The 16,863-nt window shown below is 65.5% G+C and carries 7 protein-coding genes; 5 read left to right on the forward strand and 2 right to left on the reverse strand.

Annotation, left to right across the window (positions count from 1 at the left end; all coding sequences use genetic code 11):
* The first annotated feature begins 47 nt into the window (after window positions 1-47).
* Both secD and secF read left to right on the forward strand, forming a co-directional pair.
* Window positions 48-1,967, forward strand: a complete 1,920-nt coding sequence (gene secD, locus KF759_RS03560) for a protein translocase subunit SecD (RefSeq protein WP_291223022.1) — start codon at window positions 48-50, stop codon at window positions 1,965-1,967.
* 11 nt (window positions 1,968-1,978) lie between these two features.
* Window positions 1,979-2,920, forward strand: a complete 942-nt coding sequence (secF, locus tag KF759_RS03565) for a protein translocase subunit SecF (protein ID WP_291223023.1) — start codon at window positions 1,979-1,981, stop codon at window positions 2,918-2,920.
* 52 nt (window positions 2,921-2,972) lie between these two features.
* Here secF and KF759_RS03570 read toward each other — a convergent pair whose 3' ends face one another.
* Window positions 2,973-5,069: a tetratricopeptide repeat protein gene (locus tag KF759_RS03570; RefSeq protein ID WP_291223024.1), complete on the reverse strand. Its 2,097-nt coding sequence runs from the start codon at window positions 5,067-5,069 to the stop codon at window positions 2,973-2,975.
* Between the two features lie 104 nt (window positions 5,070-5,173).
* Here KF759_RS03570 and KF759_RS03575 point away from each other — a divergent pair, with 104 nt between their 5' ends.
* Together KF759_RS03575 and KF759_RS03580 are read left to right on the forward strand one after the other, a co-directional pair.
* On the forward strand, window positions 5,174-7,111 hold the full coding sequence (locus KF759_RS03575; protein WP_291223025.1) for a hypothetical protein: 1,938 nt from the start codon (window positions 5,174-5,176) through the stop codon (window positions 7,109-7,111).
* A 280-nt stretch (window positions 7,112-7,391) separates the two neighbouring features.
* A complete protein-coding gene (locus KF759_RS03580; RefSeq protein WP_291223026.1) occupies window positions 7,392-9,389 on the forward strand; it encodes a hypothetical protein in 1,998 nt (665 codons plus the stop codon).
* Between the two features lie 86 nt (window positions 9,390-9,475).
* Here KF759_RS03580 and KF759_RS03585 read toward each other — a convergent pair whose 3' ends face one another.
* A complete protein-coding gene (locus KF759_RS03585) occupies window positions 9,476-11,860 on the reverse strand; it encodes a penicillin acylase family protein (protein WP_291223027.1) in 2,385 nt (794 codons plus the stop codon).
* Between the two features lie 330 nt (window positions 11,861-12,190).
* Here KF759_RS03585 and KF759_RS03590 point away from each other — a divergent pair, with 330 nt between their 5' ends.
* A complete protein-coding gene (locus tag KF759_RS03590; RefSeq protein ID WP_291223028.1) occupies window positions 12,191-16,603 on the forward strand; it encodes a GEVED domain-containing protein in 4,413 nt (1,470 codons plus the stop codon).
* Window positions 16,604-16,863 lie beyond the last annotated feature (260 nt).

A 16,863-nucleotide genomic window follows, 5' to 3' on the forward strand; every position in this document is an offset into this window, starting at 1 on the left:
TCTTTTGCCGCAGCCGGTTCGGTTGCGGCGTCGAAACGGATCAAACCATGAACGATTTTCCACGCTGGAAATATGCGATCGTCATCGTCGTGCTGCTGCTGGGCATCCTGTATGGCGTGCCCAACCTGTTCGTGCAGCAACCGGCGGTGCAGGTCACCGCCAACCGTGGCGCCACCGTCGATCAGGCGCTCAAGGAGCGCGTGCAGGGCGTGCTGGAGAAGGACAAGATCACCTTCCAGGACGTCGAGATCAACAAGGATCACCTCCTGGTGCGCCTGCCGGTCGGCGCCAGCGACGATCAGAACAAGGCACTCGAGGCGATGAAACTCGAGCTGGGTGACCAGTACGTGGTTGCGCCCAACCTTGCCTCGACCGTGCCGGGCTGGATGCTCGCAATCGGCGCGCGGGAAATGCCCAAGGGCCTGGACCTGCAGGGCGGCGTGCACTTCCTCATGGAAGTCGACGACAAGGACGTGCTCGACAAGCAGGTGCAACGCTACACCGACGACATTCGCGGCGTGCTGCGCGAGAAGAACATCCGCTACCAGTCGATCGGGCGCGGCCCCGGCGGCGTGGTGGTGCAGCTGCGCTCGGCGGAAGACCGCGCTGCCGCGCGCAGCGCGATCGAGGTCAAGGTGCCCGACGTGGTGGTCAGCGACGGCACGACCAGCGGCGATTCGTTCACGCTCAATGCCAGCGTCAAGCCCGAGAAGGTGCGCGAGGCCGCGCTCAACACGATCCGCCAGAATCAGGCCACCTTGTCCAACCGCATCAACGCGCTCGGCGTGGCCGAGCCGCTGATCCAGCAGCAGGGCGAGTCGCGCATCGTGGTCGAACTGCCCGGCGTGCAGGACACCGCCGCCGCCAAGCGCGTGCTCGGTGCGCAGGCAACCCTCGAGTACCACGCGGTTGATCAGGACGCCAACGCCAATGACGCGATGCGCAGCGGCAACATTCCGCCCGACGACAAGCTCTACTACATGCGTGAGCTCGGTCCCGGCGGGCAAAAGGTACCGGTGCTGCTGAAGAAGAAGATCATCGTCAGCGGTGACGAGATGGTCGACGCTTCGAGCGCACCCGATCCGCAGTCGGGCACGCCGGCGGTGTCGGTGCAGCTCAACGCGACCGGTGGCCGCAAGATGCTCGACTTCACCACGCAAAATGTCGGCAAGCCGATGGCAGTGCTCTACATCGAGCGTACGCCCGAGGTGAAGGTCGTCGATGGCAAGGAAGTGCGCAGCACCAAGGTCACCGAAGAGGTGATCAGCGTCGCCAACATCCGCGGCGTGTTCTCAACCCGCTTCCAGACCACCGGTCTGGGCAGCAACAAGGAAGCCTCCGAGCTCGCCCTGCTGTTGCGTTCGGGCTCGCTGTCGGCGCCGATCGACATCGTCGAGGAGCGCGTGATCGGTCCGAGCCTGGGTGCCGACAACATCAGGAAGGGCGTGTTCGCGGTGCTGATCGGCCTCGCCGCCGTGCTCGTGTTCATGGCTTTCTACTACTGGCTGTTCGGCCTGATCGCCGACATCGCGCTGTTCTTCAATCTCGTGCTGCTGCTGGCGATCATGTCGGCGATCGGCGTCACCCTGACCATGCCCGGCATCGCCGGCATCGTGCTCACGCTGGGCATGGCGATCGACGCCAACGTGCTGGTGTGCGAGCGCATCCGCGAGGAATTGCGCCACGGTTCGACGCCGCTCGCGGCGATTCGCGCCGGCTATGACAAGGCCTGGGCGACCATTCTCGACGCCAACGTCACCCACCTGCTGGCGGCCTTGGCGCTGATGACGCTCGGCTCGGGCGCGATCCGCGGCTTCGGCGTGACGCTGTTCATCGGCATCCTCACCTCGATGTTCACCTCGGTCACGGTGACGCATGCGATCACCAATCTCATCCACAGCGGCCGCAAGAAGCTCAAGGGGCTGTCGATCGGCAGCGGCTATTCCGACCGCACCGCGGCCGCCTGAGGAGAATCGCCATGGAACTGTTCAATCCCAACAGCAACATCGACTTCCTCTCCTGGCGCAAGGTCAGCATGGTGATCTCGGCGATCCTCGTGATCGGTTCGCTGGTCCTGCTGGGCACTCGCGGTCTCAACTACGCGCTCGACTTCACCGGCGGCGTGCTGGTCGAAGTCACCTACAAGGATGCGGTGCAGGTCGACCAGGTGCGCAGCGCGCTCGAGGCCGGTGGTTTCGAGCACGCGCAGGTGCAGAGTCTGGGTGGCACGCGCGACGTCGCCATCCGCCTGCAGCCGCGCGCCGACCAGAAAGACGCCGAACAAGTCGGCAAGACGGTGATGGATGCGCTGCAGAAGGCGCGTTCCGACGCCACGCTCAAACGCCATCCCGACCTCGTCGGTTCCTCGGTCGGTGCCGAATTGCGCAGCGATGGCATCGTTGCCGCGGTGTTCGTGATGATCGGCATCATGATCTACATCGGCATCCGTTTCGAGAAGCGCTTTGCGATTGCCGCGATTGCCAGCGAAATCCACGACACCATCCTCACCATCGGCTTCTTCTCGCTCACCCAGATGGAGTTCGACCTGACCGTGCTCGCCGCCCTGCTCGCGGTCATCGGTTACTCGATCAACGACAAGGTGGTGGTGTTCGACCGCGTGCGCGAACTGTTCCGCCTCACGCGCAAGGCCGAGCCGTACACGATCCTCAACAACGCGATCAACCAGACCCTGTCGCGCACGATCATGACCTCGTCGACTACCGCGTTGACGATGTTCGCGCTGTATTTCGTCGGTGGTCCGGCGGTGCATGGCTTTGGCCTCACCATGCTGGTCGGTATCGTCATCGGCACCCTGTCGTCGATCTTCTTCGCCAATCCGATCCTGTATTGGCTGGGTGTATCCAAGACCGACCTGATGCCGGTGACCAGGGAAAATCCCGAACTCGCGCGCCGGCCGTAAGCGCTGCTGCTCGAAGACGCGCGGCTGGCCGCCCGGCCCGCCGCGCGCAGTTTCAACCAAGGTCCGCCGGCGCCAAACCCGCGCGCTGGCGTTCGACCATCTGCTTCAGCAAGGCCAGCAGATCGGTGGCGAGCGACTGCATGTCGAACAAGCCACTGTCGAGGCGTCGCTGCGCAAGCTGCGCGCGCAGCGCGGCGCGTGCCTGCGCATCCCGGCCCAGTGCGATCGCCTGGGTGATGAAGGCCTCGTCGTCACCCCGGTTGAGCTGCGGCATCCCCAGATGCACGTTGAGACTTGCGGCCACGCGCGCGGCGAAGGTTTCGCCCGCAACCGTGAGCACCGGGCAGCCGGCCCAGATTGCATCGGATGCCGTGGTGTGCGCGCCATAGGGCGCGGTGTCGAGAAACAGATCGGCGTGGCGATACAGCGCAAGGTATTGCGCATGCGGCAACCGAGCCTGGAATACCAGCCGTGCGGGATCAATGCCCTGTGCCTGCGCAGCTTCGCGCAGGCGCTGGTCGGCGCCGTCACGCGATGACAACAGCCACAGCACTGAAGATTCGACTGCGCGCAGCGGTCCGAGCAGGCGTTTGAAGGTCTGCGGATTGATCTTGTAGCTGTTGTTGAAGCAGGCGTAGACGACGCCATGTTCGGGCAAACCGCAGGCCTGCCGCGGAGGTGGCAGGCCGACCTCGCGGGTGGGATCGGATGGCTGGAAGCAGCGTGGCAGCCAGGCGATCGCTTCGCTGAAATGCGTTCGCAGCGATGGCGGCAGCACGTGGCGATCGGCAATCAGGTAGTCGATCCACGGCGCGCCCGAGGTGCCCGGATAGGCGAACCATGCAAGCTGCAGCGGTGCCGGTCGCAGGGCCAGGGTTTCCGCGACGCTGCCGCCGCCGTAGCCACGCAGGTCGATCAGCAGGTCGAGTCGCTGTGCGTCGATGGCCCGCGCCAGCGCGACCGCATCGAGGCCGTGCACGTCGTGGAGCGTCGCCGCAGCAGCCAGACGCGCGCGGATCGTGCTGCCATCATCGGCGCCGGTGGCAAACAAGTGGGTTTCGGGCGCGCGCCCGCGCAGGGCTTCGATCAAGGCCACGCACAACAGGCCGGTCGGGTGATTGCCAAAGCCGTTGGAGACCATGCCGATGCGCAAGCTCGACGGGTCGCCCGGGACCGGTCGATCCTTTCGCCGCGGGCGCAGCGGGGCCATGCGCGCCTCGATCCCGGCGGCGGCGATGCGGGCGCATTGCAGTTGCTCCGCCGCACTGGCCGGTTCGGCGAGAAAGCCGAACGGTGCGATGCCCGGGATTCCAGCGGCAATTCGCTGGCGCAAGGCGTGCGAGAGCACATCGAGTTCACGCCAGTCACACAGTTGTCGACGCAGGAACACGAGCTGGCCCAGCGCCTGATGCAGCGAGGGATCGAGTGCGAGCGCCCGCGCTTGCAGCCCGGCCGCGCGCGCGATCTGCTGGCGCTCTTCGGCAAGCAGGCCAAGCTGGTAGGCGAAACGCGCGTCGCGCGGATCCAGTGCGGCGCCACGCAGCCAGGCCTGTTCGGCGGCGGCGGCATCGCCTTGCGCGGAACGCATCTGGCCGAGCAGGAGGTAGGCCGGCGCATAGTCGGGTGCGTGGGCGAGCGCGTGGTCCAGGCTGCGTTGCGCGGTCGCGATTTCGCCGAGCGCGAATTCACCGGCAGCGAGATTGCACCAGGCACCGACGTGGTCGGCCTGTGCCTGTGTCGCCGCACGCCAGGCCATGCAGGCAGCATGCAGATCGCCCTTGGCGTGCAGCAGGTTGCCGAGCTGGTTGTGCAGGCCGGGGTGGTCGGGTGCCAGACGCAAGGCCGCGGCGAGCGTGGCCTGTGCTTGATCCAATCCGCCCGCGGCCGCCTCGGCGCTGGCGAGGTTGGCAAGGATTTCGAATGAGTTCGGCTGCAGCGCGCGCGCCTGCTCGAGTTCGCTGCGCGCCGAAGCCGCGTCGCCCGTTTGCAGCAAGGCCAGGCCCAGCAAGCGGCGGACCTGGGCGTCGCGCGGAAAGCGTGCGCACAGTGCGCGCGCTGCGCTGGCTGCGAGATCGAATCGGCCTTCGCCGAGCCGCGAGGTGATTTCGTGCAAGGCCGCGGCGGGTGCGGCGTGGGCATGGGCATTCATCAGCGCACGCTAACGCGAACGCCGTCAGTGGCGCCAGCGTTGCCCTGACGCGCCTGCCTGCTACGATCCTGTTTCGGGCAGATGCAGGAACAAGAGGGTCGGTCATGCCGAAATGGGCGCTGCGTGCGACGTGTGACTGGATCGTGATCGGCGTGTTCGTCTGCGTTTCAGTGGGCGCGGCTGCCGCCGAGCCCTGGTTGAACATTGCGCAACAGCTCGCCCCGCTGGGTGGTACCGACTTCACGCCACACGGCACGCAGCCGGGGTTGACGTATTCGCTGTACCGTTCGGATGACTGCTCCGGTTGCCACGGGCCGAGTTCAAGCGTGCCGACCTCGACGGCATTTCGTCCGCATCCGGGCTGGGCCGGCTCGATGATGGCCAACGGCGCGCGCGATCCCTTGTTCTGGGCCGCCCTCGATGTCGCCAATAACGACGTGCCGGGCGTGGGCGACTATTGCCTGCGTTGCCACACGTCGGAAGGCTGGTATGGCGGCCATGTGGTGAAGGCCGGTTACGGCCAGCCCGACAACGATGTCACGCTCGGCGCAGCCGGCTGCCTGCTCGAAGGCAGTTATGACGCGCCCGATGCCTTCAGCGATTTCAGCGGGCTGGGCTGCCATTTCTGCCACCGCAATCTCGCCCAGGGGCCGGGCGGTGAACCGCTGCCGCGCAACGGTGCAGTCTGGCTCGACGACAGCGACTGCAATGGCGCCGGCGAGCCTTGTCGACATGGGCCCTACAACTACAGCACAAACGAGCCGCCGCATCCGTGGCAGGCCTCGGCCTTCATGTCCGACAGCGCGATGTGCGGCCAGTGTCACGACGTCACCACGCCCGATACCGCGAATGGTCCGCTCAAGACCCTGCGCCTGGCCGATGGCACCGACACCGGCGTTCCGTTTCCAATCGAACGCACCTACAGCGAATGGCAGCGCAGCTCGTATTCGGCAGCAGTGGGTGGCCGCAGCTGCCAGAGTTGCCACATGCCGACCAGCGAGGATCCGTCGGCCAGCGCCTGCCTGCTCAACGGCTATCCCAATCGCACCGGCAACCTCGCAATGCATTCCTTCGTCGGCGGCAACAGCTGGATTCCCGGCGTGATCAAAGGCGAATTCAGCGATACCTCGGCGATTCCCGGATCCTGGCAAGGCATCGGGCGACAGGCTTCATTCGACCAGACCATTGAATGGGCGCGGCAAATGCTGCTGTCGGCGGCGAGCGTCGATGCCGCGGTCACCGCGTTTCGCGCGCCCAGCGCCACCAACGCCGGACGCATCGCGCTGGCGGTCAAGGTCACCAACCTCAGCGGTCACAAATTGCCGAGTGGCTACAGCGAGGGGCGGCGCATGTGGCTCAATGTCCAGGTTCACGATGCGGGCGGCAATCTGGTTGCCGAGAGCGCGCCGTACGATACCGCCAGCGCGTTGCTGGGCAACGATGCGCAGGCCCGTGTCTACGAGGTGCAGCAGGGCATCTGGAATCACAATGGCAGCGGTCAGTGCGACATCGTCGACGGTGTGGGCAAGAAAATGTTCCACTTCGCGCTCGGCGACTGCATTGCCAAGGACAATCGCATTCCGCCGTTGGGCTTCATGCCGGCGACACTCGATGATCCGCAGGGATACGAAGTGCGTCCGATTGCTGCGACTTATCCGGAAACGGCGCCGGGCTCGGGCATCCTCGTGAACTTCGACCAGGGCCACTATCGTTTCACGCTGCCCGCGGGCGCGCAGGGGCCGTTCAGTGTGAACGCGCGGCTCTACTACCAGACCGCGAGTCGTGAATATGTCGAGTTCCTGCGTGATCAGGCCCAGGCCAATGGCACGCCGGGCGAGAACACCCTGTGTGCGGGCGGGCCCGGTCGTCCATTCGTGGTCGGCCCCAAGGAACGCACGCGCGGCCAGTATCTGTACGAACTGTGGAACAACGCCGAAAACGACCCTGGTCAGCGCGGCTACGGCAAATCGCCGCCCGAGATCGTTGCCCTCGCCAGCGGCGACAGCGGCGATCGCCTGTTCGTCGATGGCTTCGACCCCTGAGTCGCGCCGCAGGCCCTCGGGTGGGGCCGGTGCGACCGCCGGCACCCCTGGCCATGCCCGATTGCGTACTGCGTCAATACCGGCAGCCGCGAAGGTGCTATGTTCTGTGGCTTGTCGGTCGTGATTGGCTGGCGCTCCGCGGATGTCGGAGCCAGCCAGCGCGCTGCCGCGAACGTGAATGCATGGGCATGTCAGTGAAGGATCGCCCGAAGCTGCGAGAGGTCCGCGGCAAAGTCTGCATTGGTCTTGTCTGCAATCCAATAACGAGGGGAACCGAACGATGAAGCCACGTATTCTCGCAGTCGCCGTGCTGATGTCCCTGGCACCGCTGCCGGCGCTGAGCGCGCAAGCCACTGCGCGGACGCCCGCTGACGCCCGTGTTGCGACGACGCAGCAACTGTGGGCTGCCTGGGGCGGCAGCCTGGAAGTGCGCTGGAACCGTGATCTGGCAGGCGACATCGGCCTGCGCATTTCGGCGCCGGCCGAAGCACTGCCGGGAAAGTCCACGCGCGGTCGTGACCGCTTCGAGGTGCGACGTTCGGGCAGCATCGAGTTCCATGTGGAGAACGGATATTTCCGCGGCTTCGATGGTGGCTCACTGCAGGCAGCCGGTGGTTACACGATGACGCTGCCCGATGGCAGTGCCATCGACTTCATGGATTTTCGTCTGGTGCCCAGCAAGCACGATCCGCTGATCCTCGACTTCGTCGGCAAGGACGGCAAGGCCTGGTTCTACATTGACCGCTTGATGTACGAGCTGCTCGATCATGACAGCGTGCTCTCGGTCGGCGCGATGGACATGCGCATCAGCGCCGAGCTGGCCAAGCGCATCGGTCATCCGGAAGTCGCCGGTTGGGCGATTGCCGACCTCGCGATGACGACCCAGGTGCAGACGCAGGGCAGTGGCGCGATGCCGCTGGCGAGCAGCCCGCACTGGCCCGGCACGCCGGCACCCAACGGCGGCACCTGGGAGGCCGACCTGTTCATGAAGGTCTTCTCGATGTCTTACTCGCGCTGCCAGGGATGCACCGGCAACGCGGGCAGCGGCAAGGTGGTGTTCACGCCCAGTTCGACGCTGCAGAACAACGTCAATGCAGGTTCGATCAACGTGACGGTTCCGGGCCAGGGCGATGCAGGCAAGAGCACCGCGCTGTGGGCGGCGAGCATTTCCTGGAACCAGAAATTCAGCAACCCGACAGCGCCCTACAACAACGACCAGCATCCGTTCCTGATCTGGAACCTCTACCGCATCAATGCCAATGGCACGATCAGCCAGATTGGTCGCTCGGGCGTCAAGCATGCGTGGCTGACGGTCAACGGCAGCTGCCTCGACCCCGGCGATCACGACTCGCACATCCTCGGCCGTGGTTGCACCGACACCTACGGCACCGGCAACAACGACACCAGCTCCGACCTGGGGCCGCGCTCGGAGATCGTGCCCGCAGCCGGCATCTGGGGTCGCTGCGGCTCGATCTACGATCCAGGCTGCGTCGGTTCGTCAACGGCCAGCCCCAACGGCAGCTATGACCAGCGGCTGATCGTGAGCGAGAAGCAGATCAGCGCCACGCGCAATCCCGGTGCGACTTATCTGTTCGAGTCCTGGTACATCGCGCGTGACGACATCAATCCGTACAACTCGATGGCGACCGTGAGTGGCACGCCGACCTGGACCGGAAGCACCTGGGCGCCGGGTGGCAGCAGCAACTACAAACTCGGTCCGGCGATCGATCGCTGGGTCGATCCGGTCAATCCGCCAGCCAATGCCAAGAACAGCGAACTGTCCGTGGGCGAAGGCCGTGCCAAGGTCGCGGTCAAGGTGACGAATCTGGGCGGCGGCAAGTGGCGCTACGCCTATGCGGTGATGAACGTCGATTTCGCCCGCGCGGTGATGTCGGGCAGCGCGCCCAATATCCGCGTGGATAGCAACAAGGGGTTCGATAGCTTCAGCGTCGCGGTTGGTGCGGGCGCGCGCGTCCTCGGTCCGGGCTCGGACCTCGGTGATGTCAATCCGAATGTGCGCTGGCGTGCGCAGGTCGCCAACGATCAGGTGACTTTCGACACCAGCACCGGTTCCGGTATCGGCAGCGGATCGAGTGCGCCCGGTGGTGCGCCTCCGACACTCGATTGGGGCACGATGTATTCGTTCGCGTTCACCGCGACGACGCCGCCGACCGAGGGTGATGCCACGCTGCACGTGGCCCAGGCCGGATCACCGGAGAGTTACAGCGTGACCACGCTGGTGCCGTCGGCTGCAACGGTCGAGCGCAGCTCGCGTTGAGTGAAAGGGCGGGGTGGCGCAGGCCACCTCGCCGCGGCCTGCCGCTGAAGGATCCCGGCAAGGCGCGCTGATCGCGCCTTGCCGCTTCAGTGTGCCGGCAACAGATGCAGAACGGTTTGCGCAGGACCCGGCAGGAACGGGGTCGGCCTGCCGCTGGCCCAGTCCTCGTGTCCGGCGCCGTACCAGGGTGAGAGTGGGTGGCCGCTCTGGCCGCCGGGCATCATGAAATGGCCGTGGGCCTCATCGCCCGGGCTCACCGCAAAGCGCTCGGAAGCGCCAAACCCTGGCGCCTGCACACGCGGCATGTTGCGGTCGCCGGACAGCGGCTCGTGAGGCATGTCGAGCCAGCGTGCCAGCCACGAGGGCAGGGCGCGTGAAAGCGGATGATTGATCTGTGCGGTGTTGGCTTCGCCCCAGGTCCGCGCGGCAATGCCCCCGGGCAGCTGGTCGAGGCGGGCGGCGACGCGGTCGGCGCAATCGAGCAGGTATCGAGCCCAGTCCTGCGCACCCGCCGGCACGAGATGCGCGGGGCGATCAGTGAGCAGTTGCCAGACGGCTTGTTCGACCTGCGGCAGACTCGGCACCTCGAAGTCGGCGAAGCGCGCGCGCACTGGTTGGGTGAAGGCATCGACGATGCCGTCACTGACTTCGTTGCGCCAGTCATGCACCACGCGGTAGGCGACCGAGTCGATCGCGGCGTGCCCGTTCCAGTCGGCCAGCGCGCGTTGCAGTTGCAGGCGCAGTGGCGTGGCAGGCGCCACGGCGAGCGTACTGTCGAGTTGCGCCTTCCAGCGTGCCAGCAACACGGCGCGATCGTCGAGCTGTATGGCCAGCATGTCATCAGGGGTGAAATGCGGGCGTGCGGCCAGGTCATCGCGGATCTGACCGGCGCGTGCGCCGAGGTCGTAGCCCCCATCACCGAGCCGCTTGAGCAGGTCGCCATCGACACTGCGCTGGTTGGCACTCCACAGCCGCGCGCCCGGTGGATCGATGATCTGCGGATGTTCGTCGCCGGCAAGCCAGCCGTCCCAGCCGGTGTCGGCGCGCGACCAGTCGGCCGGCAAGCGCGGGTCGAAGTCGCCGATGCGTCGCGGTATGCGCCCGGCGATTGTCCAGGCGATGTGTCCCTGGCGGTCGCCGACGATGAGGTTCTGCGGCGGGATGCCGATGCGATGCGCAAGTGCCAGCGCGGCATCGAGTGTACGCGTGGTTTCCATTGCGCCGATGCCGACGTCGATGCCGTCGGGCTGGCCCGCGCTCCAGGCGAGCGCGAGCGGTGCGCCGTCGACATCCCGTGCAAGGATCGGACCCCATCGGGTTTGTTCGACCGTGAGCGTCGCGTCGGTGTCGCCGGCGACCTTGATCGTCTCGTGCGTGACGAGAATGCGTTGCCAGCCGCTGGCCGTGCGATAGCGGAGACTGTCGTGCGGATCGCGTTCGACGCGAACCCAATCAGCGACATCGATGTAGCTGTTGGTGAACCCCCAGGCGATATGACCGTTGCTGCCGGCGATGACCGAAGGGGCGCCGGGCAAGCTCACGCCGCTGACATCGACCTGGCGTGCGGGATCGTCGGGATCGGGATAGATCAGGCGCGTGCGAAACCACAGGTTGGGCGCGCGCAGGTCCAGATGCATGTCATTGGCGACGAGGGCGCCGCCGCCGGTCAGCGCACCGCCCACCGCAAAGGCATTGCTGCCGATGGTTTCGGTGTGTCGGTGCGAATCGGCGCGTGAGCCAGTGGTTCGCTGCGAGCGCAGATCGAATTCCCCGGCCCCCGGCACTTGCGGCCAGGCCAGCGCTGAGCCGAGCAAAGGTGCATCGAGCTCGCCGCCTCTGCCGGCCAGGAACGCATGGGCCGCGGAGGGCAAGGCGGCGCGCATGCGCGACAGGGCAAGTTCGCGCTTGCCCTGTTCGCCATTGAGCATGAAGGACATCGCCGCAACCACCAACAAGGTGTCTTCGCTGCGCCAGGCCGCCGGCTTGCTTCGCAACAGCACATACTCGAAGGGTCGCACCGAGAGGTCGTCGAGGCCGGTATTGACACCATCGCGATAGGCGTCGATGAGTGTGCGTTGCGCTGGCGGCAGTTGCCGGTAGACCTGCGACATGCGTGCACGCATGCGCTGCGCGCGACTGTCACGATCGAGCGGCAACGCGGCCTTGCCGAACAATTCGGCAAGTTCTCCCGCAGCGCGCCGGCGCAGCAGGTCCATGCCAAAGTAGCGTTCCTGGGCGTGCACGAACCCGAGCGACCATGCTGCGTCACGGCGACTGTCGGCGCGGATCGTGACTGTGCCCAGGGCATCACGCGCGATGGTGGTCGCCCGCTCGATGCCGCGTACAGTCAGTTCGCCCTCGACGCGCGGCAGGCTCGCCCGCAACAGCAGCCAGGCCGCCGCAGCCACGATTGCGATCAGCGCCAGCGCGCAGAACAGGAACCGCGCGGGCGCGCGCAAACCTCGCTTCAAGGGACATCTCCACGAACTGAGTGAATCCGGATCAGCTTGGCTTCGGCAATCCGCATCTGCAAGAGGCCGATGCGCAGCAGCGACCATCCGGATTCGGTCCCGGGCCAGCAAGGCTGTTGCCGGATGACGAGATGGGTGAGGTGGTCCTTGAGGGATGTGCTTGCCCACGGCTACTCTGGTTTACGCTTCCGGTTCGGCGGCGATGCACCAGCAACCGGGCGGTCTGCTTCGAGTGCATGCGCACGGCGGGGTCCGGATCGCGGGGATCGGGCGTGCAGGAGATCGCGGGCACCGGCGCCTCACTGAACGATGACCTGGGAGTTGAAGGCAATGAAAAAGTGGATACCGGCAATTGTGTTGTTGCTCGTCAGCGCCGGCGTCGCGCATGCCCGGGGCAACAAGGACGAATTGGCGCGCAAGGCACGGCTGGCAGTAGCCGATGTCGCGCAGACAACCCATGTCCGATTGCAGCACGCGGCGGGCCGCGTGCTGCAGCCATTCCCGGTGGTCGCGCTGCAGGGCGGAAATTGTGGCACCGGCACGCCCGGCATCGTGATCCACGATGATGGCGAGGCCGAGAATGCTTATGGCTGGAATGCTTCGGCGGGTGTCGGTCGCATGGCGGACAAGTTCACGCCGGCGACTTATCCGGCCACGCTCGATACGATTTGCGCCGCCTTCATCACCAACACCGCGGCCACCACGGCCAATGTCAACATCGTGGTCTACGACGACGATGGCGCCGGCGGCACGCCCGGAGCCGTGCTCGGCAGCAAGGCGGTTGTTGTCCATCCGCAGAGTGTCGCCGGCGTGCCGGTCACGCCGACATTCGAGGAGTTCGATGTTTCGGACCTGCTCCTCACCATTGCCGATGGCAGCGTTTACATCGCGCTCGAGTGGGATGCCGAGGTCGAGCCTGCCGGCATCTTCGTCGCCGCCGACGAAAGTGCGGCGACGCCATTGGCGGGCGGCTACATGCGTGCCAATGCCGACCCGTGGGAGCCAACGCAGAATTCCAATCCCGACTATCGCGCGCTGTTCATCCGCGCGGTGATGCCTGTTGCCGGCCCGGGAGCACCTTCGATCAGCAAGAGTTTCGCGCCGGCCCAGGTGCTTGCCAACGTGCCCAGCACGCTGACGATCAAGCTCAACAACGTGAGTCAGCCGACGCCCGCCGTGCTTGGCACCGCGCTCATCGACAGCTTCCCCGCCGGGCTCGTGGTTGCGCCCACGCCCAACGCATCGACCACCTGTGCAGGCGGCGTGCTCACCGCCGCGGCCGGAGCGGACACTGTCAGCCTTGCCAGTGGCGCTTCGATTCCCGCAAGCGGCCATTGCACGGTCAGCGTCGATGTCGTTGCGGCCGCTGACGGCAGCTATGCAAACACCATCGCCGCCGGCGCACTGCAGACCCAACATGGCAGCAACGCCGGTGCGGCGAACGCGACGCTCAAGGTCGGTTTCACCTTCCCCGAGCCGTATTGCCCGGTGACATTCCCGTCGGCCGTCGAGCCGATCACCCATGTCGTGTTCGGCGACATCGACAACACCAGCGACGCGACGGTTGGCGGTTCACCCGCACTCGAGAATTTCACCGCGATCGTTGGCAATGTCGTGCCGGGCGATGTCGTCACGATTCAGGTCGAAGGCAATACCGCCGGCAATTTCACCACGCCGATTGCGGCCTACATCGACTGGAACCAGGATGGCAGCTTCGATTCGGTCGGCGAACATTACACGATCGGTGACCTGGTCAACTCGACCGGCACCGACGGCCAGCAGGTCAGCGTCCCGATTGCGATCCCGGTCGACGCGATGACCGGCAGCACGCGCATGCGCGTGATCAAGAAATTCTTCAGTGAGGCCTCCGCTTGCAACACTGCCGGCTACGGCCAAGCCGAAGACTACACCTTGAACGTTGCCGCGCCCGGCATCGAACCCAAGGTTTCCAAGGCATTCGTCCCGGTCCAGGTGCCGGCGAATGTCCCCAGTAGCCTGACCATCACGCTCAAGAACACCGACAACAGCGTGGACGCAACGCTGTCGGCGGATTTCGTCGACACCTTTCCGGCGAATCTGGTGGTGGCGGCAGTACCCAATGCATCCACGACCTGCGCCAGCGCAACGCTGACCGCGAACGCGGGTGACGGGTCGGTCACGCTTGGCAGTGGAGCGGTGATTGCGGCGGGTGCGACTTGCGTGATCAAGGTCGATGTCAGCTCGGCGATCGAGGGCAGCTATGCCAACACCATCGCGGCCGGCGCCTTGCAGACCGACCAGGGCAGCAATCCATTCGCCGCCAGTGCCACGCTCAAGGTCGGCTATACCTTCCCCGAGCCGTACTGCCCGGTGACCTTTCCGGAAGACGTCGAGCCAATCACCCGCGTGCGGTATGCGGGAATCGACAACGACAGCGATGCCACCGTCAATGGCTCGCCGGCACTCGAGGACTTCACGGCGATCACCGGCACCGTGATGGCAGGACGCAGCCTGCCGATGACCGTCGAGGGCAATACCGCGGGTAATTTCGCCACCCCCGTGGTTGCCTATGCCGACTGGAACCGGGATGGCGCGTTCGATCCGGTCAGCGAGAAGTACAGCATCGGTACGCTCAACTACTCCACCGGCACCGACGGCAAGCAGGTCTCGGCAGCCATTGCAGTGCCTGCGGGCGCGTTGCCGGGCACCACGCGCTTGCGCGTACTCAAGAAGTTCAGCGCGCAGGCCGACCCCTGCAATGCGGCCGGTTACGGTCAAGGCGAGGATTACAGCCTGATGGTAATGCCGCCGACGCCGTATCTGAGCAAGGCGTTCGAGCCGGCCAGCGTGTACGAGAACCAGACCAGCACCGCAATCATCACGCTCGACAACCCGACCTCGAGCAATGCGACGCTGACTGCGCCCCTGGTCGACAGTTTTCCGGCAGGCCTGGTAGTGAGTTCGGCGAGCACCACGTGCGGCCTCATCATCAGCGCGCAAGGCCCGGTGGTCCAGGCCGGCACAATCACCTTGCCTGCCGGCATCGTGGTGCCCGCGGGCGGCAGTTGCTCGATCAGCGCAACCGTGAGCGCTGCGGCGGCTGGCAGTTACCTCAACCTGATTGCCGCGGGGGGACTGCAGACCGACCAGGGCAACAGCCCCGAAGACGCCAGTGCAACGCTCACCGTCAACGTGCCGCCACCGGTCGCGCAGATCACCCCGGCCGCGTTCACCTTTGTGCTCGAACAGGGCGATACGGACACCGACGAGCTTTTGATCGCCAACATCGGTGGCGGCCTGCTGACCTATCTCATCGACGAAGCGCCGGCATTCGATTCGAATCCACCGAGCTACAAGAACACGCGCTCGGCGAAGGCAATGCCCACGACGGCTGCCGCAGCGCCAAGCTGGCGCAGTGGCCGCAGCTTGGGGCAAAACCGTTTCGGCGCTCCAGTGGTGATTGCCGCCAACGAAATTTCGCAGATGGCGGACAATTCGCCGGGTGATGAAGGCGTTGCCTGCAATGCGAACGACGGCAGCGCGATCCGCGACAACAGCTGGTGGCGGCGCTTCTACTTCGATGAACACGCGAACGTGGGCGGCGCAACCCAGGTGCAAAGCGTGACGATTTCAACCGGCTCGACCGAATTCCCGGGCGGCCTGCCTTCGACCATCAATCTGTACACGATTCCGCATGCGGTTGCGGTGGACACGATCGATACCACGCAGTTGACGCTGATCGGCAGCCAATCGTTCACGGCAGCGGGTTCGCTGACTTCGATCACGGTGCCGGTGACGGGCAACATCAGCGACACGTTGGCCAATGACTTGGTGGTCGAGTGGCACACCGATGGCGGCGAAGGCAGCGACTTTTATCCCGGCGCCAACGCCACTGCGCAAACGCATCCGACCTTCCTGTCTTCGAACGCCTGTGACATCGACACGCCCACCGATGCAGCCAGCGTCGGCGACGGTTTCCCCGATTTCCACCTGACGATGGTGGTGCAACTGGGAACCGGCACCAGCTGCGACAATCCGGGCAGTGTGGCCTGGTTGAGCACGACTCCGGCGTCGGGCACGGTCATCGCCGGCAGTACGGGCAGCGTGGTGGTCACGGCCGACGCGACCGGTTTGGCTGTCGGCACCTACGAGGCGAATCTGTGCGTAGTGACCAACGACGCGAGTCATGCGCTGGTGCCGGTACCGGTCACGCTCACGGTGAGTCTGCCCGACGCGATCTTCTGCAGCGGCTTTGAAACGGGGGATGACGGCAGTTGCGTTGCCGCGCCCGAAGGCGAAATCGTTGTCAGCGGTCCGCTCAACCATGCCATCGCCAACACGCTCGAAGGCACCTCGGTGAACTGGATCACCGGGGACATCCAGGATGCCGAAGTGCCAAACACGCACTTCAACCCGTACTTCAACACCCTGCAACTGACGTTCTATTGGCTCGGCGGTGCGCCGGACATCGCAGGCGTGTCTTCCGGCGCGGCCACCTCGGACTTCCTCGTGCTGGGTTCGGGCGCCGTGGTGGGCCCGGCTTCGGTTTGGTCGACGACGAACAACCCGGGACCGCCTGCATGGGCAGCAGGGGCCAACGGGTATTTGGGGTTCCGCTTCAATTGCGCATCGATTCCCGACCCGCCGGTAACGGGCATCTGTTACGGCTACGTGCACCTGTCGACGACCGCGCCCGCAGGCTTTCCGGCGACGATCCTCGACTACGCCTGGAACAAGGCAGGCAATCCGATCACTATCCCGTGATCACTCCCTGCCAGGGACGCAGCACGCACGGCCCCGCAACGGGGCCGTCACTTTCTTGGCACTCGTTCTGGCCGATTCGCGGCAGCGCAGCAGATTGAACATGCGAATTGCGCGCACTCGGATGGCTACTCGCGCAAACCCGCAGGTCCGATGCTGCACCTTCGGGATTCGACTTTGATTGCGTTGCAGCATTCCTTTCGGGCTTGGGATTTCCTGTTCCCCCCATCGCATTCAGTCGTTCAGGCAAGGTTGTGTTGTTC

The sequence above is a fragment of the Dokdonella sp. genome, from assembly GCF_019634815.1.
Classification (GTDB): Bacteria; Pseudomonadota; Gammaproteobacteria; order Xanthomonadales; family Rhodanobacteraceae; genus Dokdonella_A.